General features: G+C 59.8%; 26 protein-coding genes and 1 tRNA gene. 12 read left to right on the top strand and 15 right to left on the bottom strand.

Annotation, left to right across the window (positions count from 1 at the left end):
* Nucleotides 1-2 precede the first annotated feature (2 nt).
* Both ACCD02_RS00470 and ACCD02_RS00465 read right to left on the bottom strand, forming a co-directional pair.
* The gene (locus tag ACCD02_RS00470) at nucleotides 3-647 is read right to left on the bottom strand and encodes a thiol:disulfide interchange protein DsbA/DsbL (protein WP_413297975.1); all 645 of its coding nucleotides are present in this window, start codon (nucleotides 645-647) and stop codon (nucleotides 3-5) included.
* A 198-nt stretch (nucleotides 648-845) separates the two neighbouring features.
* Nucleotides 846-1,460 carry a c-type cytochrome gene (locus ACCD02_RS00465; protein WP_413297973.1) on the bottom strand — a complete coding sequence of 205 codons (615 nt, stop codon included), beginning with the start codon at nucleotides 1,458-1,460 and terminating at the stop codon, nucleotides 846-848.
* Between the two features lie 356 nt (nucleotides 1,461-1,816).
* Between ACCD02_RS00465 and yihA the strand changes: the two genes are divergently transcribed.
* On the top strand, nucleotides 1,817-2,452 hold the full coding sequence (gene yihA, locus ACCD02_RS00460) for a ribosome biogenesis GTP-binding protein YihA/YsxC (protein WP_413297972.1): 636 nt from the start codon (nucleotides 1,817-1,819) through the stop codon (nucleotides 2,450-2,452).
* Nucleotides 2,453-2,791: 339 nt separating this feature from the next.
* Here yihA and polA read toward each other — a convergent pair whose 3' ends face one another.
* Nucleotides 2,792-5,554 (bottom strand): DNA polymerase I, encoded by a 2,763-nt coding sequence (gene polA, locus ACCD02_RS00455; protein WP_413297971.1) that lies wholly within the window; start codon nucleotides 5,552-5,554, stop codon nucleotides 2,792-2,794.
* 74 nt (nucleotides 5,555-5,628) lie between these two features.
* On the opposite strand from polA, the gene ACCD02_RS00450 reads away from it, so the two are divergent.
* Together ACCD02_RS00450 and ACCD02_RS00445 are read left to right on the top strand one after the other, a co-directional pair.
* Nucleotides 5,629-5,928: a DUF2782 domain-containing protein gene (locus ACCD02_RS00450; RefSeq protein ID WP_413297970.1), complete on the top strand. Its 300-nt coding sequence runs from the start codon at nucleotides 5,629-5,631 to the stop codon at nucleotides 5,926-5,928.
* A 36-nt stretch (nucleotides 5,929-5,964) separates the two neighbouring features.
* On the top strand, nucleotides 5,965-6,915 hold the full coding sequence (locus ACCD02_RS00445) for a homoserine kinase (RefSeq protein ID WP_413297969.1): 951 nt from the start codon (nucleotides 5,965-5,967) through the stop codon (nucleotides 6,913-6,915).
* A gap of 101 nt (nucleotides 6,916-7,016) precedes the next feature.
* Here ACCD02_RS00445 and ACCD02_RS00440 read toward each other — a convergent pair whose 3' ends face one another.
* Nucleotides 7,017-7,943 (bottom strand): zinc ABC transporter substrate-binding protein, encoded by a 927-nt coding sequence (locus tag ACCD02_RS00440; protein ID WP_413297968.1) that lies wholly within the window; start codon nucleotides 7,941-7,943, stop codon nucleotides 7,017-7,019.
* Nucleotides 7,944-8,010: 67 nt separating this feature from the next.
* Between ACCD02_RS00440 and ACCD02_RS00435 the strand changes: the two genes are divergently transcribed.
* The 7 genes from ACCD02_RS00435 to ACCD02_RS00405 all read left to right on the top strand — a co-directional run bounded on the left by ACCD02_RS00435 (nucleotide 8,011) and on the right by ACCD02_RS00405 (nucleotide 13,620).
* Nucleotides 8,011-8,493, top strand: a complete 483-nt coding sequence (locus ACCD02_RS00435) for a Fur family transcriptional regulator (protein WP_259101508.1) — start codon at nucleotides 8,011-8,013, stop codon at nucleotides 8,491-8,493.
* Nucleotides 8,493-9,290 carry a zinc ABC transporter ATP-binding protein ZnuC gene (gene znuC / locus ACCD02_RS00430; RefSeq protein ID WP_413297966.1) on the top strand — a complete coding sequence of 266 codons (798 nt, stop codon included), beginning with the start codon at nucleotides 8,493-8,495 and terminating at the stop codon, nucleotides 9,288-9,290. Before ACCD02_RS00435 ends, znuC begins: the two co-directional genes overlap by 1 nt.
* The gene (gene znuB / locus ACCD02_RS00425; protein WP_413297965.1) at nucleotides 9,283-10,065 is read left to right on the top strand and encodes a zinc ABC transporter permease subunit ZnuB; all 783 of its coding nucleotides are present in this window, start codon (nucleotides 9,283-9,285) and stop codon (nucleotides 10,063-10,065) included. Before znuC ends, znuB begins: the two co-directional genes overlap by 8 nt.
* 156 nt (nucleotides 10,066-10,221) lie before the next feature.
* Entirely contained in the window at nucleotides 10,222-10,938 is a 717-nt protein-coding gene (locus tag ACCD02_RS00420; protein WP_413297964.1) for a PA5502 family lipoprotein, read from the top strand.
* A 211-nt stretch (nucleotides 10,939-11,149) separates the two neighbouring features.
* Nucleotides 11,150-12,157 carry a methionine ABC transporter ATP-binding protein gene (locus ACCD02_RS00415; protein ID WP_413297963.1) on the top strand — a complete coding sequence of 336 codons (1,008 nt, stop codon included), beginning with the start codon at nucleotides 11,150-11,152 and terminating at the stop codon, nucleotides 12,155-12,157.
* Complete coding sequence (locus ACCD02_RS00410; protein ID WP_413297962.1) at nucleotides 12,157-12,831, top strand: methionine ABC transporter permease; 675 nt, start codon at nucleotides 12,157-12,159, stop codon at nucleotides 12,829-12,831. Before ACCD02_RS00415 ends, ACCD02_RS00410 begins: the two co-directional genes overlap by 1 nt.
* A gap of 15 nt (nucleotides 12,832-12,846) precedes the next feature.
* On the top strand, nucleotides 12,847-13,620 hold the full coding sequence (locus ACCD02_RS00405; RefSeq protein ID WP_413297961.1) for a MetQ/NlpA family ABC transporter substrate-binding protein: 774 nt from the start codon (nucleotides 12,847-12,849) through the stop codon (nucleotides 13,618-13,620).
* Nucleotides 13,621-13,755: 135 nt separating this feature from the next.
* Here the strand turns inward: ACCD02_RS00405 and ACCD02_RS00400 are convergent, their stop codons facing one another.
* From ACCD02_RS00400 to ACCD02_RS00380, 5 genes are all read right to left on the bottom strand, one after another.
* Nucleotides 13,756-14,271 carry a Dps family protein gene (locus ACCD02_RS00400; protein ID WP_413297960.1) on the bottom strand — a complete coding sequence of 172 codons (516 nt, stop codon included), beginning with the start codon at nucleotides 14,269-14,271 and terminating at the stop codon, nucleotides 13,756-13,758.
* A gap of 396 nt (nucleotides 14,272-14,667) precedes the next feature.
* Nucleotides 14,668-15,885 (bottom strand): methyltransferase, encoded by a 1,218-nt coding sequence (locus ACCD02_RS00395; protein WP_413297959.1) that lies wholly within the window; start codon nucleotides 15,883-15,885, stop codon nucleotides 14,668-14,670.
* A gap of 210 nt (nucleotides 15,886-16,095) precedes the next feature.
* A complete protein-coding gene (locus tag ACCD02_RS00390) occupies nucleotides 16,096-16,860 on the bottom strand; it encodes a transporter substrate-binding domain-containing protein (protein WP_413297958.1) in 765 nt (254 codons plus the stop codon).
* A gap of 71 nt (nucleotides 16,861-16,931) precedes the next feature.
* Nucleotides 16,932-17,468 (bottom strand): cytochrome b, encoded by a 537-nt coding sequence (locus ACCD02_RS00385; protein ID WP_413297956.1) that lies wholly within the window; start codon nucleotides 17,466-17,468, stop codon nucleotides 16,932-16,934.
* A gap of 111 nt (nucleotides 17,469-17,579) precedes the next feature.
* Nucleotides 17,580-18,068, bottom strand: coding sequence for a hypothetical protein (locus ACCD02_RS00380; RefSeq protein WP_413297955.1), 489 nt, complete (start codon nucleotides 18,066-18,068; stop codon nucleotides 17,580-17,582).
* 519 nt (nucleotides 18,069-18,587) lie between these two features.
* Here ACCD02_RS00380 and ACCD02_RS00375 point away from each other — a divergent pair.
* Complete coding sequence (locus ACCD02_RS00375; protein WP_413297954.1) at nucleotides 18,588-18,791, top strand: DUF6124 family protein; 204 nt, start codon at nucleotides 18,588-18,590, stop codon at nucleotides 18,789-18,791.
* Between the two features lie 118 nt (nucleotides 18,792-18,909).
* On the top strand, nucleotides 18,910-20,334 hold the full coding sequence (locus ACCD02_RS00370; RefSeq protein ID WP_413297952.1) for a diguanylate cyclase: 1,425 nt from the start codon (nucleotides 18,910-18,912) through the stop codon (nucleotides 20,332-20,334).
* 220 nt (nucleotides 20,335-20,554) lie between these two features.
* On the opposite strand, the gene ACCD02_RS00365 is transcribed toward ACCD02_RS00370, so the two are convergent.
* From ACCD02_RS00365 to ACCD02_RS00340, 6 genes are all read right to left on the bottom strand, one after another.
* Complete coding sequence (locus ACCD02_RS00365) at nucleotides 20,555-20,734, bottom strand: hypothetical protein (protein ID WP_413297951.1); 180 nt, start codon at nucleotides 20,732-20,734, stop codon at nucleotides 20,555-20,557.
* 195 nt (nucleotides 20,735-20,929) lie between these two features.
* Nucleotides 20,930-21,005: transfer RNA gene (locus tag ACCD02_RS00360), tRNA-Phe, on the bottom strand.
* A gap of 101 nt (nucleotides 21,006-21,106) precedes the next feature.
* Nucleotides 21,107-21,379, bottom strand: a complete 273-nt coding sequence (locus tag ACCD02_RS00355) for an oxidative damage protection protein (protein ID WP_413297950.1) — start codon at nucleotides 21,377-21,379, stop codon at nucleotides 21,107-21,109.
* Entirely contained in the window at nucleotides 21,376-22,443 is a 1,068-nt protein-coding gene (gene mutY / locus ACCD02_RS00350) for an A/G-specific adenine glycosylase (RefSeq protein ID WP_413297949.1), read from the bottom strand. Before mutY ends, ACCD02_RS00355 begins: the two co-directional genes overlap by 4 nt.
* A gap of 27 nt (nucleotides 22,444-22,470) precedes the next feature.
* On the bottom strand, nucleotides 22,471-24,681 hold the full coding sequence (locus ACCD02_RS00345) for an AsmA family protein (protein WP_413297948.1): 2,211 nt from the start codon (nucleotides 24,679-24,681) through the stop codon (nucleotides 22,471-22,473).
* Nucleotides 24,682-24,786: 105 nt separating this feature from the next.
* Entirely contained in the window at nucleotides 24,787-25,185 is a 399-nt protein-coding gene (locus ACCD02_RS00340) for an acetyl-CoA sensor PanZ family protein (protein WP_413297947.1), read from the bottom strand.
* Between the last annotated feature and the right edge of the window lie 94 nt (nucleotides 25,186-25,279).

Raw genomic sequence — 25,279 nt, 5'->3', positions numbered from 1 at the left:
GCTTACTGCTTCACAACTGCCGCGCGTTCTTTGGCGATAAGGTCGTCAGCCAGTTTCAAGGTTGCTTCCGGGCCGCCGGCAGAGGAGATGTCGAAGCGGTACTTGCCATTGACGATCATGGTCGGTACGCCAGTAATCTCATACTTCTTGGCCAGTTCCTTGTACTGCGCGATCTTGCCCTTGACGGCGAACGAGTTGAAGGTTTCCAGGAACTTGGCCTTGTCGACGCCTTGGGTGGCCACGAATTCTGCCATGTCATTTGGATCGGTCAGGCGCTTGCCGCCTTTCTGGATCGCGTCGAACACGGCTGCGTGAACCTTTTTCTCTACGCCCATGGTGTCCAGCGTGATGAACAGTTGGCCGTGGGCATCCCATGGGCCGCCGAACATGGCTGGAATGCGGACGAAGTGAACGTCAGCCGGCAGCTTCTCGATCCATGGATTGATAGTCGGCTCGAAGGCATAGCAGTGCGGGCAGCCGTACCAGAACATTTCCACAACTTCGATCTTGCCTGGCTCAGAGACAGGCACAGCGCTCTTCAGCTCCACGTAGGGTTGTTGACCGGCACTGGCTGGCTCAGCCGCCTGTGCGGACATACCGAATGCACTGGCAACCACCAGTGCGGCGCTGAGAATCAGATTACGCATGCTTAACTCCTGAGGCAGTGTGAGTCGTCTTCCAATGACCGTAATAGACCGATCGCGAAGACATCAGTTCGCTAGTGTACCGCTGGCAGACACAAAAAAGGGCAGCCAGGGCCGCCCTTTTTAACACCGTGTAGCTACTCAAATCATGTGAAAAGATTTCTATTTATTTGAGCCGATTTCTTAACGATCCCTTAATAATCAATGCAGGCCCTGGATGTACTGCGACAGGGCTTCGATATCCTTGTTGCTCAGCTTGGCGGCGATGGAGCGCATGACGGTGGTGTCGCCGTCATTGGTACGCTCTCCTTCGCGGAAGGCTGTCAGTTGCTTGGCGATATAAGCCGCGTGCTGGCCACCCAGGTGCGGGAAGCCGGCCGGGGAGTTGCCTGCGCCGTCGGGCGAGTGGCAGCCGATGCACGATGGCATGCCCTGGTCCAGCTTGCCGCCGCGGAACAGCGCTTCACCCTTGGCGACCAGATTCGGATCTGCGGCCCCCACCGAGCCTTTCTGGCTGGAGAAGTACGCGGCGATATCAGCCATGTCCTGATCGCTGAGGTTGGTCAGCAGGCCGGTCATCTCCAATACGGTACGCTTGCCTTCCTTGATGTCATGCAGTTGCTTGAGCAGGTAGCGATCGCCCTGGCCGGCCAGCTTCGGAAAGTTGGGAGCCATGCTGTTACCATCCGGACCGTGACAGGCCCCGCACACGGCGGCCTTGGTTTGTCCGGCTGCAGCGTTGCCGATCAGATCGGCGGCCTGGGTCGCACCGCAGATGCCCAGGCTCAGGAGCAGACTCACGAGTATTTTGTTCATCAGGTAATCCAAATCGGCTTTAAGGTGAAAAGTTAGTAGAGGGATCGGGCTTGCTCACTTTTTTTTGGTGATGGTTCACAAGCCCGCACTACTGCTGTCCCTGCACTGTCCACGCATTGGCATCGCTTTGAATCCCCTGTCGCGAACGGCGCCAAAGTCTTCATGGCTAGCGAAACCCTTATCAGGTTGAAAGCGGATTGCGTTCTAATGCGCAATATTGGTTCTCGCTATAGCGGTTTTACCCGCGAACGGGACAAAACACACACAAAATCTGCGGCATTATATACTTGCGTCGCTTAAACGGAAATGACACCTCTTGCCGCACCCCTGCTGGCGCTGGCCTCACCGGAAATCACATGCAACTCAAGAATCCAATCCTCGGTCTGTGCCAACAGGCAACCTTCATGCTCAGCGCCGCCAAAGTCGATCAGTGTCCTGACGACGAAGGCTTCGAAGTGGCGTTTGCCGGTCGCTCCAACGCTGGTAAGTCTAGTGCACTGAACACCCTGACCCACGCCAGTCTTGCGAGAACTTCCAAGACCCCGGGCCGCACCCAGCTGCTCAACTTCTTCCAGCTCGATGACGAGCGCCGCCTGGTCGACCTGCCGGGTTACGGCTACGCCAAGGTGCCGATTCCGCTCAAGCAGCACTGGCAGCGTCACCTGGAGGCTTATCTGGGGAGTCGTGAGAGCCTCAAGGGGCTGATTCTGATGATGGACATCCGCCATCCGATGACCGACTTCGATCTGTTGATGCTCGACTGGGCCATTGCCAGTCAGATGCCGATGCACATTCTGTTGACCAAGGCCGACAAGCTGACCTACGGCGCAGCCAAGAACACCTTGCTAAAAGTGCAGTCGGAAATTCGCAAGGGTTGGGGCGAAGCGGTGACCATCCAGCTGTTCTCGGCGCCCAAGCGCATGGGGCTGGAAGAGGCTTACGGCGTGCTGGCGAACTGGATGGAACTGGAAGACAAGGCGCCCGCCGAGTAAATCGCGGGCAAAAAAAACCCCGGACTTCATATGGGGAGGGGAAGTTCGGGGTTTAAGTCCGGAACCTTAGGGTGGGTTCCAGATATCTGCCAACACTTAACACAACTAGGAGCATTGAAAGGCTTTTCGGCCAATCGCAGGATCAGACCGGGCTTTTGTCTGCAAAGTTCCGTAGCGTCCGAAATCTCTTTTTGCCCGACCGGTACCTGTTGCTGAATGTGGAACCGGCTTTAGCCGGGAAAACAATGCGGCACAGGATACAAATGTATCGATCATGCCTGCGCCTTCCCGGCTGAAGCCGGTCCCACCTGTCTTGTGTTCTCTAAGCGATGAGGCCGATCAATGCGCCTCATCCCAGTTATCGCCCACACCCACTTCAACCAGCAGCGGCACGTCCAGTTGCGCCGCGCCGCTCATGTGCGGGCGAATCTGTTCGCTGACCTGTTCGATCAGGTCCTCGCGCACTTCCAGTACCAGTTCATCGTGGACCTGCAGGATCACGCGGGCGTCCAGGCCTGAGGTTTCTAGCCAGCCATTCACCGCCACCATGGCCTTCTTGATGATGTCCGCCGCAGTGCCCTGCATCGGCGCGTTGATTGCCGTACGTTCGGCGCCAGCGCGTTGCATCGGCTTGTCGGAGTTGATTTCCGGCAGGTACAGGCGACGACCGAACAGGGTTTCTACATAGCCCTGATTCGCCGCCTTCTCGCGGGTCTGGTCCATGTATTCACGAACGCCCGGGTAGCGGGCGAAATAGCGGTCGATATAGGCCTTGGCCTGTTTGCCATCGACGCCGATCTGCCGCGCCAGGCCCTGGGCGCCCATGCCATAGATCAGGCCGAAGTTGATCGCCTTGGCGCTGCGGCGCTGGTCGTTGGTCACCTGATCCAGCTCCACCGCAAAAACCTCGGCTGCCGTAGCCCTGTGCACATCGAGGCCTTGGCGGAACGCGCTGAGCAGCCCTTCGTCCTTGGCCAGGTGGGCCATGATCCGCAGCTCGATCTGCGAATAGTCGGCCGCCAACAGCTTGTAGCCTGGCTGGGCAATGAATGCCTGACGGATTCGGCGACCTTCAGCGGTGCGCACGGGGATGTTCTGCAGGTTCGGCTCGCTGGACGAGAAACGGCCGGTGGCTGCACCCGCCTGGTTGTAGGACGTATGCACGCGCCCCGTACGAGAGTTGATCTGCCCCGGCAGGGTGTCGGTGTAGGTGCTTTTCAGTTTGCTGATGGTGCGGTACTGCAACAGCACCTTGGGCAGCTCGTGGTCCGCTTCGGCCAGTTTGACCAGTACTTCTTCCGCAGTGGACGGCTTGCCCCCCGGCGTCTTGCCGAGGATCGGCAGGTTCAGTTTTTCGTAGAGAATTTTGCCCAATTGCGTAGGCGAGCCCAGGTTGAACTCTTCACCGGCGATGGCGAAGGCTTCACGCTCCAGCTCAACCATCCTGGTGCCCAGCTCGACACTCTGCAGACCCAGTAACTTGGCGTCGACCATGGCGCCTTCACGCTCGATCTTCGCCAATACCGGCACCAATGGCATTTCAATGTCAGTGAGCACGCTGAGCAGGCGGGGTTCTTTTTCCAGTTTCTCGAACAGAACCTGGTGCAAGCGCAGGGTGATGTCGGCATCTTCGGCGGCGTAGGGGCCGGCCTGCTCCAGGGCTATCTGATCGAAGGTCAGCTGTTTCTTACCTTTGCCGGCGATGTCGGTGAAGCTGGTAGTCTGGTGTCCCAGGTACCTCATCGCCAGGCTGTCCATGTCGTGCTGGGTCGCGACGGAATTCAGCACGTAGGACTCGAGCATGGTGTCGAAGGCCACGCCCTGAACAGCGATGCCGCATTCCGGATCGCCGCCGATAGCGCAGTTGGCAAGGATATTCATGTCGAACTTGGCGTTCTGACCGACCTTGGCCTTGCTCGGGTCTTCCAGCAGTGGCTTGAGTGCGCGCAGCACGTCGTCGCGATTCAACTGCTCGGGCACTCCCATGTAGGAGTGGGTCAGCGGAATGTAGGCCGCTTCGCCTGCCTTGACGGCAAAGGACAGACCCACCAGTTGCGCCTGCTGGGCGTCGAGGCCCGTGGTTTCGGTGTCGAAGGCAATCAGGCTGGCGCCGCGCAGCTTCTCCAGCCATGCGTCGAAGCGGGCCTGATCGAGGATGGTTTCGTAGCTCGACTCGGCAGGGGGTACTACCTCTACCGGCGTAACCTCCAGCCCCGCGCGCTTGGCATCGCGCTCGATCTCGGCGATCCAGCTCTTGAACTCCAGCTCGGTGTAGAGTGCCAGCAGGGCAGCGTGATCCGGCGTTGCGCAATGCAGCGCGTCGACTCCCACGGCCAGAGGCACGTCAGTCTTGATCGTCGCCAGGGCGTAGGACATGAACGCGGCGTCGCGATGCAGCTCCAGCTTGGGTGCCAGGGTTTTTGCGCCGCGAAATGGCAGGCCGGCGATGGCGTCGAGGTTGTCGTACACCTCTTTCAGGCCGCCGCCGATGCCGACGAGCAGACCGACGGCGGTCTTTTCTCCGACACCCGGCACGCCGGGAATGTTGTCCGACGAATCGCCCATCAGCGCGAGCAAGTCGATAATGTGCTCAGGACCGACGCCAAATTTCTCCTTTACGCCAGCAATGTCGCGCACGCTACCGGTCATGGTGTCGACCACGGTAATGTGACCATCGACCAACTGCGCCATGTCCTTGTCGCCCGTGGAGATGATCACCGGTCGCGACGCCGCCGCGCTGCTGCGGGCCAGGGTGCCGATCACATCGTCGGCTTCCACGCCCTCGACGCACAACAGCGGATAGCCCAGGCCCCTGATGCAGGCATGCAGCAAGTCGACCTGCACGCGCAGGTCATCCGGCATGCTTGGGCGGTTGGCCTTGTACTCAGGGTACATGTCGTCGCGGAAGGTCTTGCCCTTGGCATCGAAGACCACGGCGAACGGGCTGTCGGGATATTGCTTGCGCAGGCTCTTGAGCATGTTCAGCACGCCCTTGACTGCACCGGTCGGCAAGCCCTTGGACGTATGGAGGTCTGGCAGCGCGTTATAGGCGCGGTACAGGTAGGACGAACCGTCCACCAGGACGAGGGGAGCTTGGCTCATGGGCAGAATCAACCTTTTCGGCGGGCGCGGCGCTAGAATGCGCGGACCATTGACGACAAAGCGACAAGGTTATCATGCGCAAAGAAAATCGCCTGTTGCTGGCAATCCTGTTGTTGTCCTCCTCGTTGCTGGGCTGCGCAGGGAGCGGCGCACAGAAAGACCCGCTGGCAGCAGAGCCGGGCGTCACGGCGCATTACGATCCCGAGACGCGCATCACCGAGTACCGCAAGAATGGCGCCGTGTATGCGGTCAAGGTCACGCCGGAGCACGGCAAGCCTTATTTTCTGGTGCCGCCTGACGGTTCCAGTGCCGGTTTCACCCGCCCGGATTCGCGGGAAATGCTGATTCCCCAATGGGAAATTTTCAGTTGGTAACGCCCTATATTCACTTTTTTGACTGGCAGTGCTGATATGTCCGTGTTCACTCCCCTGACTCGCCCCGAGCTGGAATCTTTTCTGGCGCCCTACGGCCTGGGCCGCCTGCGTGACTTTCAAGGCATTGCCGCCGGTAGTGAAAACACCAATTACTTCATCAGCCTGGAACAGGGCGAGTACGTGCTGACCCTGGTCGAGCGCGGTCCTGTGCAGGAGATGCCGTTCTTCATCGAGCTGCTCGACGTGCTGCACGCCGCCGACCTGCCGGTGCCTTATGCCCTGCGCACCACCGACGGCGCCGCCCTGCGTGAACTGGCCGGTAAACCGGCGTTGCTGCAGCCACGCCTGCCGGGCAAGCACATCAAGGATGCCAACGCCCAGCATTGTGTGCAGGTGGGTGAGTTGCTGGGGCATCTGCACCTGGCGACCCGTGACAAGCCCCTGGAGCGCAAGACCGATCGCGGTCTGGACTGGATGCTGCGTGAGGGCGGCAACTTCCTCTCACACCTGCAACCGGACCAGGCCGCGCTGTTGCGCAGCGCGCTGGAGGAGATCGAACCACGCAAGGAGCGGATCCTCGGCCTGCCCAAGGCCAATCTGCATGCCGACCTGTTTCGTGACAACGCCATGTTCGAAGGCACGCACCTCACCGGCCTGATCGACTTCTACAACGCCTGTTCGGGGCCGATGCTCTACGACGTGGCGATTGCCTTGAATGACTGGTGCTCCGACGCCGAAGGTCAGCTCGACGGTGCCCGGGCCCGGGCGATGCTGGGGGCCTATGCGGCGCTGCGGCCGTTTACCGCCGCCGAAGCAGAACTATGGCCGACCATGCTGCGGGTCGCCTGCGTGCGTTTCTGGCTGTCACGCCTGATCGCCGCAGAGAGTTTTGCCGGGCAGGACGTGCTGATTCACGACCCTGCGGAATTTCAGACGCGCCTGGAGCATCGCCAGGGCGTGTTGATCGCGTTGCCGTTTGCGCTCTGAAGAGCGCTGACATTCTGTGGGACCGGCTTCAGTCGGGAAGGCGCCTTCCCGGCTGAAGCCGGTCCCACAGGGTTTCATTTCAATTTGGTGCTAACGCGCGGTTACAGACTCTCCAGGCACCCCGCCAGATCATCCCCCAACTTTTGCAACACCAGCTCATAGCCATTGGCCGTTGCGGGTGTATAGCCGCCCAAGCCATCGAGTTCCGCCAGTTTGACCGGCAAGCCGGTGGTCAGGGTTTCGGCCAGGCGCGGGCGTAGCGGTGGCTCGCTGAATACACAGGTCTTGCCCGCTTCGGTCAGGCGCGCGCGCATCGCGGCGACGTGCTGGGCGCCGGGCTGGACTTCGGCGGCGACGGTGAATACCCCGGCGTGTTTGAGGCCATAAGCCTCCTCGAAGTAGTCGAAGGCTTCGTGGAAGACAAAGAATGGCTTGTCAGCGACCTTGGCTACCCGCGCCTTGATCTTGCCATCCAATGCATCCAGACGACTGATAAAAGCCTTGGCGTTGCTCTGGTAGCGCTCGGCATGGGTGGCGTCGGCGGCACTGAGGTCGTCGGCCATCTTCTGCGCAATGACCCGGGCGTTGACCGTGGACAACCATAGATGAGCATCCAGGCTGCCGGGGCGGTGATCATGGTCGTGTTCGTCAGCATCATCCTCATGGCCATGGGATGCGCCATCAGCGGCGAAGTGGCGCAGATGCATGCCTGGCAATGATTCCACGGCAACGCTCGGCAGGGTCCGGCCCGTCAGTACACGAGGCAGGAAGCTCTCCATGTCCGGGCCTATCCAGTAGAACAGGTCGACGTCATGCACGCGCCGTACGTCGGATGGCCGCAGGGCATAGTTATGTGGCGATGCGCCAGGCGGCAGCAACACTTCGGGAATCGCTACGCCGTCCTGCACGGCGGTGGCGATCAACTGCAAGGGTTTGATGCTGGTCAGGACCCGAACATCGGCCTGGGAAGGGGCAGCGGCCAACAAACTGGCCGAGAAAACGACAAAAAGGCTAAGAAGACGGCGCACGTAGAGCACTCATGGAGGACCGGAACGGGTAACATAATAACGTCTCTCACAAAACGCGTCGCTGCTCATGCCCAAAACTCCCCTGGCCAGTCGCCCACACGATCACTCCCACTGCGTGCATTCCGCACTCGCCGAAGCGGATGCCCTGTGCGCCCGTAAAGGCCTGCGCCTCACCGCACTGCGCCGCCGCGTGCTGGAACTGGTCTGGCAAAGCCACAAGCCCCTGGGCGCCTACGACATTCTCGCCGTGCTCAGCGAAGAAGACGGCCGCCGCGCTGCGCCGCCGACGGTGTACCGCGCGCTGGATTTCCTCCTGGAAAACGGCCTGGTGCACCGCATCGCCTCGCTCAACGCCTTTACCGGCTGCAACCACCCGACCCACGCGCATCAGGGTCAGTTCCTGATCTGCCGGGAGTGCCATGCCGCCATCGAATTGCAACATCCTGTTATCAGTGAAGCGGTAATTGCCGCCGCCGCCGAAGTCGGTTTTCAGGTCGAAGGGCAAACCGTGGAAGTCATCGGGGTCTGTGCCGGGTGCAAGGCGGCCTGATGAGCGATGCGCTGATCCGTCTTGAACAGGTTGCGGTGACCCTGACCGGGCAGAGCGTGCTGGACAATATCCAGTTGAGCGTCAGCCCCGGCGAAATCGTCACCCTGATCGGCCCCAATGGCGCGGGCAAGACTACGCTGGTGCGTGCGGTGCTTGGTTTGCTCAAGCCCACTTCCGGCAGCGTCTGGCGCAAGCCGAAGCTGCGCATCGGTTACATGCCGCAAAAATTGCACGTGGATCCGACCCTGCCACTATCGGTACTGCGCTTTCTGCGCCTGGTGCCCGGTGTTGACCGCGCCGCCGCTTTGGCTGCATTGGTCGAGGTCGGCGCCGAGAAGGTCATCGACAGCCCGGTGCAAGGGATTTCCGGCGGCGAGATGCAGCGCGTACTGCTGGCGCGGGCACTGTTGCGCGAGCCTGAGCTGTTAGTCCTTGATGAGCCGGTGCAGGGCGTCGATGTTGCCGGGCAGGCTGAGCTGTACAGTCTGATCACCCGTCTGCGTGATCGTCACCGTTGCGGGGTGCTGATGGTCTCCCATGACCTGCATCTGGTCATGAGCACCACCGATCAGGTGGTCTGCCTCAATCGCCACGTTTGCTGTTCCGGTCATCCGGAGCAGGTCAGCCATGATCCGGCGTTTGTCGAGCTGTTCGGCAATCACGCGCCGAGCCTGGCCATCTACCACCACCATCATGACCATGCCCACGACCTGCACGGCAGCGTGGTCGAAGACGTCGCGTCCGCCACGGCGCATGTTCATACCCATGTTCACGGAGACGGCTGCAAGCATGGCTGATTTTCTACTCTATGCCTTGCTCGCGGGCCTGGCCCTGGCTGTGGTGGCAGGCCCTCTGGGGTCGTTCGTGGTCTGGCGGCGCATGGCCTATTTTGGCGACACCTTGTCCCATGCGGCACTGCTGGGCGTGGCACTGGGCTTTCTGCTGGACGTCAGCCCGACCCTGGCGGTAACCGTCGGCTGTCTGTTGCTGGCGATCCTGCTGGTGACCCTGCAACAGCGCCAACCCTTGGCGTCGGATACGTTGCTGGGGATCCTGGCACCGAGCACGCTGTCCCTCGGGCTGGTGGTGCTGAGCTTCATGCATGAAGTGCGTATCGATCTGATGGGCTATCTGTTCGGCGATCTGCTGGCCATCGGCACCACCGATCTGGCCTGGATCCTCGGCGGTAGCGCCGCCGTGCTGGTGTTGATCATCGCGCTGTGGCGACCGTTGCTGGCCATTACCGTGCATGAAGAGCTGGCGAAGGTCGAAGGCTTGCCGGTCGCGACCCTGCGCATGACCCTGATGTTGCTGATTGCCATTGTCATCGCAGTAGCCATGAAAATCGTCGGTGTACTGCTGATTACCTCTCTGCTGATCATCCCGGCGGCTGCGGCACAACGTCACGCCCGTTCGCCCGAGCAAATGGCCTTGGGTGCCAGTGTGATCGGGATACTGGCTGTTTGCCTTGGCCTGGCCATGTCCTGGTTCAAGGACACCCCTGCAGGCCCGTCTATAGTGGTATCTGCGGCCGCGTTGTTCTTGTTGAGTTTCGTTTTACCCAAGCGATAGAACCTTGTGCCGGATTGCGAGTCATACTGCGCAGGTAAATAGCGGCAATATGCAATGACGGCTCTGTCAAGCCCGTGCAGATTGAACAGTTATTTTCGGGGCAGGGTCATTATGTGTAGACTTGCTCGTTTTTTGCGCAATTAGAGAATCGCAGGAATGAAGCCGTTCGCATCCCGTTATCTGCTGCTTGCCGCATTTTCCATACTGTTGGGCGCCTGCCAGAACACACCTCAAGTCGAGGCTCCGGCTGCGGTCGAAGCGCCCGACCCGTATGCCCAGCTTGAGCAGAGCATCAACAGCAAGGAACTGGCGACTGCCGAAGACCAACTGGCAGCATTGCAAGCCAAAACCCCCGATGACAGCCGACTGGAGCAATACCAGCGCCAGCTGGCCGAAGCCTATTTGAGCCGCAGCCAGATCGTGCTGCAAAAAGGCGACGTCAATGCCGCTGCCACGGCCCTGAGCCGTGCCCGTGCGCTGATGCCGAAGGCCCCGGCCCTGACCAGTGGCGTCAATGGCGCCATTGCCCATGCGCGCAAGGCCGAGCTGGACAAGGCCGAAGCCGAATTGAAGGTCGCCGAAGCCAAGCGCAGCGCCAAGATCATTGATCCCACCGCCGAAACCAGCGTGGTAGAGCTGAAAATCGGTCAGATGCCGCAATTACGCAAGCAACTGGACGCAATTGCCGCCGATATCGTTGCTTTCAACTGCGAAGTGACACTACAGGTGCCTCGCGTCGATGACTATCCTTGGCTGTCGACCCTGCTGGCCAAGCGTATCGTCAAGCTCAACCCGAACTTCGAGCTGCATCTGCAACGCCAGATCGAACGTAGCGCGCCGGCCCAACTCGTGATCAAGCCCGCCCGGCTGTAAGCCCTGCCATGGCCTTCGCGCTCCCGGCGCGAGGGCCCGCGCCGCTGATCGCGTTATGCCATAAACAATGGTTTGTCGCGAAATAAATGCTAAGAACCTCCCGGCGGACAGGCTAAAATGCGCGCCCGGTTTATCCAGCCGATGCGAAACAGCCCGCGCGCGCCCAGCCCGTCGCGCTGAATTTATTACCGCGCCCCACAAGGTTCGCTCAGTGATCGAGTTTCATAACGTCCATAAAACCTATCGGGTTGCAGGCAAGGAAATCCCTGCGCTGCACGCCACCAGCCTGCGCGTCGAAGACGGCCAGGTGTTCGGCCTGATCGGCCACTCCGGTGCCGGTAAAAGCACCCTGTTGCGCCTGATCAACCGCCTGGAAACCCCCAGCGGCGGCCAGATAGTCGTTGACGGCGAAGACGTCACGGCCTTCGACGCCAATGGTCTGCGGCGTTTCCGCCAGCAGGTCGGCATGATCTTCCAGCACTTCAACCTGCTGGCCTCGCGCACTGTCGCTGATAACGTGGCCATGCCGCTGACGCTCAGTGGTGACATGCCCCGAGCCGAGATCGACCAGCGTGTCGCCGAGTTGCTGGCGCGGGTCGGGCTGTCCGAACATGCGAAGAAATATCCTTCGCAGTTGTCCGGCGGGCAGAAGCAGCGCGTAGGCATTGCCCGTGCCCTGGCGACGAAACCGAAAATTCTGCTATGCGACGAAGCCACCAGTGCCCTTGACCCCCAGACCACGGCGTCGGTCCTGCAACTGCTGGCCGAGATTAACCGCGAGCTGAAGCTGACCATCGTGCTGATCACCCACGAGATGGACGTAATCCGTCGGGTTTGTGATCAGGTTGCTGTGATGGACGCCGGGCGTATCGTCGAGCAGGGCGCAGTGGCCGATGTGTTCCTGCATCCGCAGCACCCGACCACCAAGCGTTTCGTTCAGGAAGATGAGCAGGTCGACGAGAACGAGCAGCGCAACGACTTTGCCCATGTTCAGGGTCGTATCGTGCGTCTGACCTTCCAGGGTGAAGCGACCTACGCGCCGCTGTTAGGTACCGTCGCCCGCGAAACCGGCGTGGATTACAGCATCCTGGCCGGCCGTATCGATCGTATCAAGGACACCCCCTACGGGCAGTTGACGCTGGCCATTACCGGTGGCGACATGGAAGCGGCGTTTGCTCGCTTCACCGCTGCTGACGTTCACATGGAGGTGCTGCGCTGATGCAAGCCCTGATCGCACTGTTTTCCAATGTCGACTGGTATGAGATCTGGATCGCGACCGGCGATACCCTGACCATGCTCGGCATTTCCCTGGGGTTCACCGTGCTGCTGGGCCTGCCCCTGGGCGTGCTGATGTTCCTCACCTCGCCGCACCAGTTGCTGGAAAACAAGCCGCTCTACACGGCGGTCGGCCTGGTGGTGAATATTCTGCGGGCGCTGCCGTTCATCATCCTGCTGATCGTCATGATGCCGTTGACTGAAATCATCACCGGCACTTCCCTGGGTATCCTCGGCACTTTGCCGCCACTGATTGCCGGGGCGACGCCGTTCTTCGCCCGCCTGGTGGAAACCGCCTTGCGTGAAGTGGATCGCGGCATCATCGAAGCCACCCAGGCCATGGGTGCCACGACCCGCCAGATCATCATCAAGGCCCTGTTGCCCGAGGCACGCCCCGGCATCCTCGCGGCCATTACCGTGACCGCCATTGCTTTGGTGTCCTTCACCGCCATGGCCGGTGCCGTGGGTGCCGGGGGGCTGGGCGACCTGGCCATTCGCTACGGTTACCAGCGCTTCCAGAACGATGTGATGTTCGTGACGGTCGTATTGTTGCTGGTGCTGGTGCAGATTCTGCAAACCGTCGGCGACAAACTGGTCGCGCATTTTACATACCGTTAAAAAAGGATTTGTCTCATGAAGAAGTTGCTGGCCATCGCGGCCGCCCTGGTTGCACTGTCCGCCCACGCCGACGAAACCCTGACCGTCGCTGCCAGTGCAGTACCTCACGCCGAGATCCTCGAGTTCGTCAAACCGACCCTGGCCAAGGAAGGTGTGGATCTCAAGATCAAGGTATTCAACGACTATGTACAGCCGAACGTGCAGGTCGATCAGAAACGTATGGACGCCAACTTCTTCCAGCACCAGCCCTATCTGGATGAGTTCAACAAAGGCAAGGGTACCGACCTGGTCGCGGTCGCCAAGGTGCATGTCGAACCTTTCGGGGCTTATTCTGACAAGATCAAGAACATCGCTGACCTGCCTGACGGTGCTGTGGTGGCGCTGCCCAACGACGCCACCAATGAAGGCCGCGCCTTCCTGCTGCTGGCCAAGGCCGGGCTGATCACCCTCAAGGACCCGACCAGCATCCTGGCCAAGCCAAGTGATGTTGCGCAGAACCCTAAAAACCTGAAATTTCGTGAACTGGAAGCCGCGACCCTGCCGCGCGTGCTGACCCAGGTGGATCTGGCGCTGATCAACACCAACTATGCCCTGACCGCCAAGCTGGACCCGATGAAAGATGCGCTGATCATCGAAGGTGCTGAATCGCCCTACGCAAACATTCTTGTTACCCGTCAGGACAACAAGGACAGCGATGCGGTGAAGAAGTTGGTGGCGGCGTTGAACAGCCCGGAAACCAAGGCCTTTATTCTTGAAAAGTACAAGGGCGCGGTGGTTCCGGCGTTCTGATCAGGCTGGGATAGATACGATAAAGCGGGAGCGGATTCATCCGCGAAGAGGCCATGCAATCGATACATATCTATGGCCGGGTTACCGCCTTCGCGAATGAATTCGCTCCCACATGTTTATGTCGCTTGCAAGCCGTTAAACCCGACTGGTTTCAAACAGGAACCAGGTACGGCGTTCAGCCTCGTCGATCCAGTTTTCCAGCAGGCTGGCGGTGGCGACGTCATTGTGCTCGTCGCACAGGGCGTGAGTGCCGCGCATGTAGGCGGTCAGTTGCATGTTGTCTTCGCGCAGCTCGGCCAGCATGTCAGCCGGGGTAACGAAGTCGGCGTCGTTATCCAGCAGGCGTTGCAGCTTCTTGATATGGCCGGTGGAGCGCAGGGTGGTGCCACCCAGTTTGCGTACGCGCTCTGCTACGGCGTCGGTGATGGCGAAGATCTGATCGGCCTGCTCATCGAGCAGCAGGTGATAGTCGCGGAAGTTCGGGCCCGACATGTGCCAGTGGAAGTTCTTGGTCTTGATGTACAGGGCGAACGTGTCAGCCAACAGGGCATTCAACTCTGCCGACAGATCGCGGCGGGCCTCTTCGCCCAGTTGATTGGGCGTATGCAGGTCGGCTTTTCTGATTGCTTGAGCGGCTTCAAGATTTTTCATCGAGCGTGTCCTCTATAAGCGAATGGGTGGTCGGGCTCCAGAAGCGGGGGCCGTCTTTCCGACAGTTGAGACAAGATTGCCAATGCTACACCTGCCATGACTAATGCAAATTGGCTATGGTCAGTCTTTAGCACATGCATGATAAAAATGCGTGGCCATAATTCTGCGGTGGCAGCACTCCGGACAGCGTTATTCACAAGCGCGATTAACCACTACCGCTTCATTGCGTTTTTTGTGGAGCGCTTCTCAGCATTCTGTAAGGCCTTGTATTTACGGGGCTTGCAGGACGGATTGAAAAAAGACCGTTGGTCGATTTATCCGGCAGGCCAGTTTTTCGACACAGGTAATCCCACTTCCATCAACAGAGTTATCCACAGGCTTAATGCTTGATCTGGATCAACGGCGCTCGGCCAACAACAACAGGTTGCGCGGAGTCAGTTGACTGTCGCAGAAGGTCCCGATCTGCACGCTATAGTTGCGCTCCTGCAGAAATAGCGCGCGGTCCAGCACCAGCCAGAGTTCCAGCGGGCGCCGGAACAGATTACGCAGCAGCTCAAGATTGCGTACCTGCGCCAGGCGTTGCCAGCCGGCGGCTTCGAGGGCGGCCCAGTCGGGGTTGCCCAAGGGGGGCAGGCCCTTGAGTTCGGCCAGCTCTCGGCAATAGTCGGCGAACGACTTGTCGAGCCAGGCGGGCGGCAGCGAAGGTGTGGATAAGTACTGATCGACGCCGCTGATTTCTCGTTGCAGCAGATCGAAGCCCAGGCGCCTGGCCATGGAGGTATCGCGCTGCCGACGCACGCGGGCCCCCGCAGTGACGGTTTCGCTCAGCGGCAGACCCAGATCATCCAGAGAGAGGTGCAAGGCTGATGCCTGGCCCTCGCTGGAGAGCGCCTGATAGCTGGGTGTGCTGATGCGGTTGTAACAGCAGGGTGCGATGGCCAGCTGCGGACAACCGACCTGGCTGGCCAGATGCATCAGTTGTACATGTAGATCACCGCAGGCATGCAGCGCGACGGCCGTATGGTGGTTGTTCAGCCGGCGCCAGGTATCGTCGGCCATGACGTCCTGGCACACGTGTTCGGCGTGGACATGCAGCCGTGCACTGAGCAGGCGTCCGGCCTCGATCAGGGCGGGATCGTATTCCAGACACGTCAGCGCCTGCCCGTTGTGGGTCAGGCGTCGGCCCAGATGACCCTTGCCTGCACACCAGTCCAGCCAGTGCTCGGGCTGTTTGTCAAAGTTCAAGCGGCTGGCAAATGCCTCGATCTGCTGCCACTTGCGGCCTGGCACATCGACACTCATGCGTGCCGCAACCGGTTCAAGCGCTGTGACAGGCAGCGCCATGACCTGGCTCAACGCCGTGGCCTCGGCGGCCAGGGCGTTGAAGGGGAAGGGCGCGTCGAGCTGTTCGGGATGGTTATGCGCGGCCTCTGCTTCGCTCAACGAGCGTTGGCGCAACCATTGGGCCAGTTCCGGATACTGGCTTTCCCAAGGCAGTTGCAGTTGAGTGAAGGGGCGTGGGCGCCACAGCTCCTGATACGCGAACAGGAAGCTGTCCAGCGCGCGGAAGCGACTGTGGATAGGTTCGTCCTGCCAGGTGGGATCAAGGGTCATGTGTTGCGCCTGTTTTTTTCAAACAACACATAACTGTCGGGATGTGTTGAATTTACAGTGGGGGCAAATTCTGCGCGCGAATGTGGGAGCGAATTCATTCGCGAAAGCGGTGTTTCAGACGACAAAGATACGTCGACTATACCGGCCTCTTCGCGAATGAATTCGCTCCCACAGAACCTCCCACGCCTCGCTCCCACATTGGGGTTGCAGTCAAAGAATACTGAACGGGAAGTACTTGTCGTTGATCTTCTTGTAGCTGCCGTCTTCGATAATTGACTTGAGTGCGGTGTTGAGGCGATCACACAGTGGATCGCCCTTGCGTACGGCAATACCGACCTGATCGCGATCGACAACCGGCTCGCCCTTGAATTCGAAGTTCTGTCCGGCTTCGCTTTTGAGCCATTCATAGCCGGCGTATTTATCGGCCAGTAATGCGTAGACACCGCCACCGGCGAGGTCGGCATAGGCTTTCTCCGGGGCGCCGTAGAGTTTGATGGTGATCTCTCTGCCGATCTTGGTTTGCAGCCAGTCACTGGCCTGGGTCTGCTGCAGGGCGCCGATGGTCTCGCCCTTCAGCGTCTGTTGCAGAGTGTTCAGGTCGCTTGGGAAGTCCGTGGACTTGGGCGCAATGAACTGCAGCTTGTTGACGTAATAGGGCGCAGTGAAGTCCACCTGCTGCTTGCGCGCGTCGGTGATGGACATCGAGGAGATGATGAAATCAGTCTGATGCTCGTTCAGCGCCGGGATCAGCCCGTCGAAGTCGGAGGTCACCACTTCGCACTCGACCTTCATCCGGGCGCACAGGGCGTTACCGATCTCCAGGTCAAAACCGGCCACCTGACCACTGGTGTCCATGCTGTTGAAAGGCGGGTTGGCGCCCTGGATACCGATCTTCATCTTTTCCACGGCAAATGCCTGGGGCGTCAGGGCCAGGACGGCGATCGTCGCCAGCAGCATTGTTCTACAAGCGTGCATGCATGTTGCTCCATGTGGGACATGCAGCGTTTATACGCGAGCTGGCGAGGGCCGGATAGCGGGGGCGTGCTTCACTTCATCCGGTACAGCACCGAATGCCCGGCCAATTTATGCTGCAGGACCGCCAGGACATGCCCGGCCACCAGTACGCCCAGGGCTGCGCAGAGGATGTGGTGCACCGTATGCAGCTCGGCCAGGGCATCGACCGAGTAGACCAGTTGCGGCAAAGGCAGCAGCGAAAACAGGGTCACAGGGTGGCTCATCATCAATACGCCGGTCAGCAATACGCCGAAAATCAGCAGGTACAGGACGAGATGCGCCAGGCGGGCGATTTTCTGGCGAATGCTTTGCGCTTCTTCCGGCCCGGCCTTGAGGTAAAGCCACAGGCGCCAGAGGAAAAATGGAATGAATACGGTGGTGAGTTGCGGATTGAGGTTTTCGACCCAGGCGCGCACGGAGTCGTCTTTGGGCAGCAAGGCCACACCGAAACCGCTGAAGGTAGCCCAGATGATCACCACGGCGGATATCCAGTGCAGCAGCACACGGTTGCGCGGATAAGGTCTGGCTTCGCCGAAAGGTTGATGGCGAAACAGCGGGCGGGACTTCATGGCGGACACGACGGGCACTCGAACTGGCGATAGGACACTATTTAGAGGTGTACGCTACGCTTTTGTCCGTCGTGTTGTAAATGCCAATCTTTCTCAGTTGCTTGATTCAGGTCAGCGCACAGTCTTTTCGTTGCGCTTGAGCAGCAGACGCGATGCCTCGTCGTAATCCGCCTGGAATGCCGCGCTGGAGATCCAGGCAATGGCGGCTTCTTCGTCTTCATCGTGGAACAGGCCACGGTAGGTAATCAGCAGGCCCATCATGAAGTCGGTGGCGTTTTCCGGCTCTTCTTCGGCAACTACCAGCTCCAGGACCGGGTACTGCAGGAACACCAGGCACAGGGCCAGTTGGCTGATGGCAGCGGCGGCCTTCATGGCTTCAAACAGTTCATCGAAATGCGCAGGCTCGAAGCCGTTTTCGAGGATGTCCTGAAAGTCGAAGGTGCTCAGGTCCAGTTCGAGATCATCGAATGGCTGGCTGACCAGGGGGGAGGCGAATACGGGGTGCAGGTTGTTCTGTACCGGTTTTTGGCCGGAGCGGTTCTGTTTGGCTTTGACTTTGGCCCGTTTGGCGCGTTTTTGCTGTTTGTCTGGCGAGGCCATGAACGTCGGTCCTGTGGCGGTTGTAGGAGCGAACGTGTTCGCAAGAGATGGCTATTGAAGCGCAGGTCTGCACAAATCGCACCCTTTAAAACGCCAGGCCGGTTTTTGTAGGAGCTGCCGAAGGCTGCAAAAGCGCAGGGTCAGGCAAATTTGTTCGCAGCCTTCGGCAGCTCCTACAGGGGGCATTTCATTCCAATTCAGTGATTGGGTAATGCATATATATGCCGCGATGGCAGGACGCCTCCGTTTCCCGTGAGTGAAATTTCCGATTTAATTGCGACCCCTTGCGCCTCCAAATACAGCGCTCTAGCCTCCTGCCGTCGCTGCATATTCAGCGATCAGGTTTGGTAGATCTGGATTTTGGATGCGCGTTACGACTGCATTATGGCGGTCGTGCGCACGGCGTCTTCTGACGGCCCGGTTTGCTCATTCACCGGATCTACCAACCTGCGTACGGCCGCCTCCCATTGCGTGGTAGTGATGGTGGTGACGGCTTCAGTAAACTGAATGAGACGTCCTATGACCAAACCTATCCCCTTCTTCATCGTCAACGAATCCCTCACCAAAGAACAATCCCTGATCCACGCCTGCGACCTGCTGCGTTATATGAAGGCCATCGGCAATGAATTTGGCGAAGGCCTCACCGGCGAAGATCGTGACAAGGCCTTCGCTCTGGTACACCTGGCCGAGTCGACTTACAGCCTCGTGGAAAGATCGCTGTAATAAATCCGCCACATGCGTCGAACAGGTGCATTTCTCCCGCGAAAAGCCTAAGGTTGCAGGCTTCATTTATGGCGCTATGCCGCTACTGCACACTTGAGCGCTTGAGTTGAGGGCAACAATGTTCGTTACACCGGCAGCTACCTGGCGAGATGACGTAAAAGCTGGATGTTGGGTCGCAGTCGTTGTCTTTCTTGCAGCGCTGTTGGGCATTTTCACCCGCCCGACCGATTACCTCGCCTCTCTGTGGCCGGCCAACGCCCTGCTCGTCGGGCTGATGGTGCGCAACCCGCGTCTGGCAACGCCCTTGGGCTGGATCGGTGCGGTCATTGGCTACGTTGCCGCAGACACCATTACCGGTGGTGCACTGTTCAAGACGGTGATGCTGACAGGTGCCAACCTGATGGGTGTCTCCACCGGCTACCTGCTGTATATGCGCGTGCCTGAGGAGCATCGACGGCTGCGGGTGCCGCGCTCGGTGCTGTATCTGATGCTGGTCGGCGTTGGCAGTGCGGCAGCGTCCGGTGTCGGCGGGGCGATTGTCGATCCGATTTTCTTTCACGAAGGCGCGTTCGCCGCCTGGACCTTCTGGTTCATGGCCGAGCTGGTCAGTTACGTGATTATTCTGCCGGTGGCCTTGAGTGCGCCGAGCTGGCGCCAATGGCGGAATTTTCTACGCTATCTGCGCAGCATGTCCCGGCCTGAACAGTTCGTACAGCAATGTGCGCCTGTGGCGGCCTTTATCCTGTGCTGCATCGCGGGCGTACTGATCGGCGGGCCGGGCGCGGTGATGTTTCCAGTGGCGGCCCTGCTGTGGTGTGCTCTGAGCTACAGCCTGTTCACCACGACACTGATGACCCTGATCTTTAGCAGCTGGACCCTGGTCGCCATCTCCGCGCGTTACCTGGCGTTGTCCAGCGGCAACCTCAACCTGCAACCGGACATGCAGTCGATGCGTATCGGCGTGCTGCTGCTGGCCCTGAGCCCGCTGATCGTGGCGATCATATCCTCGGCGCGTAACGAGTTGTTGCGCAGCGTCCAGTACCTGGCCTCCCACGATCAGCTCAGCGGCTTGCTTAACCGCCGGGCGTTCAACGAGCTGGCAGTAGAAAGACTCAAGCCGCTTGTACAGGGGCGGGACTCTTTCGCCGTCCTGATGCTCGATATTGACCACTTCAAGAAAATCAACGACGCCTGGGGTCATGCCGGCGGCGATCAGGTACTCGTTGCCTTCGCCGGCATCGCCAACGAATGCCTGCGCGACGGCGATGTCTTCGGTCGCATCGGTGGCGAAGAATTCGCGATGGTCTTGCCCAATTGTTCCCTCAACGAAGCCCGGTCCATTGCCGAGCGAATTCGCCAGACCTACGCGAGCACCCCGATCGATATCGGCGAAGGCCGCATCGTCTCATCCACGGTCAGCATCGGCGGCGCCGTGGCCCTGCCGCCCGAAGATCTGGAATCCCTGCTGCTGGTCGCGGACCGCTCCTTGTACAAGGCCAAGCATCTGGGGCGGGATCGGGTGCAGTTGGAGGAGGCTCTGTAGGCTGGCTCGAGCATGTCGAGGCTATTGCTGGGGCGCGCGCTGCCTGGCGCTCGGCCGGTGCAGTTTAATTGAGATCATGAAAAAACCGCCCTCCGGGGTGGTTTTGTATTGGTCAGGAGTGCCGATCGCAAGCTCATCTGGCGCTTTCATGGTGGGCCGCCATTTCCCCGAAAGCCTTTTCCACGAAGCGACTCATGATGATTGCGGTTTTCAGCAAAGGTCAGGATCCATAACCACTGATCCGTACGATGACGTAAATGAGTAACCCGACGACAACCACTCGATAAAGAATGAGCGCGTACCTTCGACGATACTCGACGGGCATTCCATCGCGCTTGTCGGCGGCATCAATCAATAGCAACCACAGAGCCAGCCTGATCAGCACATCAATGACGCCCATCGCGAAGGTCTCTGTTTGTCCGCCGATCGCGGCCCGCTGATTAGCATAGGCAGCTGTTTGGCGAGAACGGTATCACTTCGCCACACCCGAAATCGAGTGATCTAGGAAGGGTAAAAAACTCCAGACAACAAAAAACCCGCACCAGGCGGGTTTCTTGTTTTTCAGATGGCTTTGACACCACCTGAATCTAATTAGTGGTGCCCAGAGACGGAATCGAACCGCCGACACGGGGATTTTCAATCCCCTGCTCTACCGACTGAGCTATCTGGGCAACGGGGCGCATTAGACGTGTTTTTCAGGGGGTCGTCAAGCAGGTTTTTAAAAAAATTTGAATTATTACCGTCGCTTACGACCCACACCGGTGGAAACGCTTTATTTCTCGGGGGCAACGTAGCCTTCAGCCTGGGCGTATTCCTCACCTGAAAGGTACTTGTCCATCTCGGCCTGGAGGAATTTTCGGTCTTCGGCGTTCATCATGTTCAGGCGACGTTCGTTGATCAGCAGGGTCTGGTGTTTCTGCCAGTCGGCCCAGGCTTTCTGCGAGACGTGGTTGTAGATGTCTTCACCCTTGGCGCCCGGATACGGAGGGCGGTCCAGGCCGGGTAGTTCTTCGTGGTACTTGCGGCACATCACGGTGCGGGTCATGACGACTCTCCTGCATTCAATACGTCTGCTGCGCGTTTGAGCAGCTTCTTCACCGGGGCGGCGAGGCCCAGGCGTGGCGGGGTGGCGAGGTTATACCAGAGCCAGTCGGCCTCGGCCACGTGGTGGGTTGCCGCCTCGACTTCGACCAGCCAGGGTTCGATGCTCAACTGGAAGTGGCTAAAGGTGTGGACCAGGCCGGGCAGTTCCCGGTGCTTGCCCAGTTCCAGCGAGTGTTGCACGGCCAGGTGTTGCAGGTCGGCGAAGTCATCCAGTTCCGGCAGGCTCCACAGACCGCCCCACAGTCCTGTGGACGGGCGCCGGTAAAGCAGGATGGCGCCGTCGCGATTGGCCAGCATGGGCATCAGGGTGCGCTTCTGCGGGATGGTCTTGCGCGGCTTGGGGATCGGGTAGCGGGTCTCCAGGCCGAGCATATGGGCTTGGCAGCCGCGCTCCAGCGGGCACAACAGGCAACTGGGCTTGCTACGGGTGCACAGGGTCGCGCCCAGGTCCATCATCGCCTGAGTGTAGTGGTTGACGCGCGCATGGGGCGTAAAGCGCTCTGCGGCGGCCCATAGCTGTTTGGCGACCTTGGGTTCGCCGGGGTAGCCCTCCTGGGCGGTGAAGCGCGCCAGCACCCGTTTGACGTTGCCATCGAGGATCGGCGCGCGCAGGCCCATGCTCAGGCTGGCGATGGCGCCAGCGGTGGACAGGCCGATGCCGGGCAGCTCGGTGAGCTGTTCCACGTCACGGGGGAATTCGCCGCCGTGTCTGGCGACGACGATCTGTGCGGTCTTTTGCAGGTTGCGGGCGCGGGTGTAGTAGCCCAGGCCCGTCCACAGGTGCAGCACTTCGTCTTCCGGTGCTTCGGCCAGGGCCTGCACGGTGGGCAGGGCGCTCATGAAGCGGTCGAAATAACCCAGCACGGTGCTGACCTGGGTCTGTTGCAGCATGATTTCCGAGACCCACACCCGGTAAGGCGTGATGCCCTGTTGCCAGGGCAGGTCGTGGCGGCCATGGCGGTCGTACCAGTCAAGGACCGCGGTGGAGAACTGCTCGGGTTGCATGGGTTTCGCTCAGTAAGTGAAATTATCCTAGCGTTTGAACAAGCCCTTGAGGGCATCCTTGAGTTCCGGGCTGACCTTGTCGCCCAGTTTCTCTTCGAGTTTTTCGCCGAGTTTGTCGGTGGCCAGTTTGGCAGCGATGCGGCCGATGCCTTCCTTGTCCAGCCGGCAGGCCTTGGCACCCAGTTCGAGCGGACCACGGCACTGGATCGGCCATTCGATGCCGACATAGCGCGGATTGACCTTGCAGGCCGGGTCGGGCATGTCGCTCTTGTCGCCTTCGATGATGACGCCCAGGCGGTAATTCATGCCCAGTACGCGCAGGTCGATATCGCCATTGCCGTTAACGCTCAGGCCGGGGATCTGCACCTTGAGGTCGGGATTGCTGGCCACACCGTTGCGTACGGTCAGGCTGCCGTTGAGTTGCTGGAAGGGCGTGTCGTGGCCGCGCGGGTTACCGCTCAGTGTTTCACGGTTGAGCACGGCGATGCCCTGGCACAGTTGCTGTTCGATATTGGCGTTGACCAGCACGCCGTCGTTGATAGCAAAGCTGGTGGTGCCATTGAGGCTGTCGACCAGGGTCTTCTCGCTGTTGCCCTTGGCGCTCAGGTTGTTGTTCAGGGTCAGCAGGCCCTTGACCGGCGGCGTCTGGCCCATGGCCTGAAGGACCCGGTCGACGGGCACCCTGGCGACGCGAGTCTGCACGCTGGCCAGTGGCACGTCAGGGCGCACATCGAGATTGCCCTTGACCTCGAAATTGCCGTTATACAGGTCGCCACGCAGGCTGCTGACGGTGATCACGCCGTCCTGCGCCTGGGTTTGCAGCGCCGCGTTCTGGATCGGCAGCTTCTTGATGATCAGCTTGTCGAAGCCCAGTTCGGCATTCACATCCAGCTTGCGCATGCGCTCCAGCGGGAACAGCTTTTCAGTGCTCCAGGCCTGTTTGGTCGGTTGCTCCGGCAGCGTCGTGGTGCCGCCGGCTGCGGCGTCTTCACCGGTGGCCACTTCAGCCTTGCGCGCAGCGCTGGCGCTTTTCGATTCCGCGGATTCGGCCGGGCGATAGCGATCGGCGTCGAAGGTGTCGCCCTTGAGTTGCAGGCGCAGCGACTGCTTGGCGAAGTCTTCGATGGCGACGCGGCCGGTGAAGCTGCTGTCGTCGAGTTTGAAGTTCAGGCCGTCCAGGGTCAGGCTGGTCGGGTTGGCACTGAGACGGGTAACCAGTTCCAGTTTCTTCAGGCTGCCCTCGGCCATGGCCGGCGCAGGCATGGCGATATTGTCGAGGAAGTTGCGCAGGTCGAACTGGGCGATGGAAAGAGCGCCGCTGACTTGCGGTGTCTTGTCCAGGTCACGCACATGCAGTTCGCCCAAGGCCCGCAGCTGATTGGCCGACAGTTTGAGGCTGGTCCAGTCGGCGACGTTGGCCATCAGGTCGGTGAGCAACTGCCCCTGAGCGCTGAAGGTCACGGTCTTGCCTTGCAGCGGGTCGCCGGACAGTTCGCCCGTCACGCGCATATCACCCAACTGGTAGCGCTTGAGGGCGCGATTGAGGCGCAACTGGCCCGTGAGTTCGGTCTTGGCCCGCAGTACCGGCTGGTTGGTGCCGAGGAAAGCGGTCAGCTTGATCGGAATGTCGGTGTTTTCATGCACCGCACCGGTACTCAACTGGATGCTTTCGGCGCTGAATGTCTGATTCTTGCGGGCATCGGTGTATTCGACGCGGGCGTTATTGACGGTCAGGCTGTCGATATCCAGTTTGATCGGTTGTGACGGCTTTTCAGTCTTGTCGCCCTTGTCGGGCTCGGGAGTCGCCTGGCTCTGGGCTGTGCTGTCAGACGGGGCACGACGGCCGATGTCTTCCCAGTTGCCATGGCCGGTTTCGTCGCGGCTGAGCATCAGGTCCAGGCCTTCCACGCGCACATCGCTCATCTGGATTTCGCGGCGCAGCAGCGGCAGGACTCGCACGGACAGGCCGAGCATCTGCAGGTTGGCAAACGGCTTGGTCGGCGTGACCAGCGTGGCGACGCTGGCATCGTGCAGCTCAAGACCGAGCCAGGGGAACAGGCTCCAGCCGATATCGCCATTGAGGGTCAGTTCGATATGTGCCTTGTCACGGGCAATTTTGCGAATCTCGTCTTTGTAGTCGTTGGGATCAAACAGATGGGTCAGCGCGAAGCCGAGAGCCACGATGATCAGCAACAGCCCGAGAATAAACAGTCCCAGGATTTTGCCGAACGCTTTCATGGGCGAGTCCTTGTATTCGAACGATCAAAAATAGCCCGCGAGTATAGCCTCCTCACGCGGGTTTCCGGGTCATCTCTGACCACACGCAGCTGTTCAATGTTGCAATCAACCTGTCAACAACGGCACGTGGAGTTTGGCCGCCAGGGCCTGGACTGCGGGGGACTCGGCGGTTCCCAGCAAGCGTAGTTGGCTGCCTGCATCCCTGGCGGACTTTTCTGTCAGGGTCACCAGGCGTTCCGCTACGCCACGTCGACGAGTCGGTAGACGCACGCATAAATGAGACAGCAGCCACTGATCCGCCTGGCGTTGCAGGCGTGCCGCACCCAGTAAACGGTCGTTGAAACGGGCGCCGAGTAACTGGCCTTCTGCCCCGGCCTTTTCGAGCAGTTCTGCGGCGTCGGCAAAGGGGGCGAAAAAACCTTCAGGTGCATCACGATAAATTTTCTGCAGGTCTTCCTGGTCTTGATAACTAAGGGTATCTAACGATTCAACTAAGACAGGCATGAGCTTTCCTTCGATAAAGCGTAAGGCGGGTGCAGAAGGCATATAAAAGAGCGGATCAGAATGCTGGCAAATGCTAATCTCCGGTTATTCGCAC

It is taken from the genome of Pseudomonas sp. Pseusp88 (assembly GCF_047303955.1).
Classification (GTDB): Bacteria; Pseudomonadota; Gammaproteobacteria; order Pseudomonadales; family Pseudomonadaceae; genus Aquipseudomonas.
Note: the sequence above shows the minus strand (reverse complement) of the source record. Positions and strands in the feature narration are given on the sequence as shown.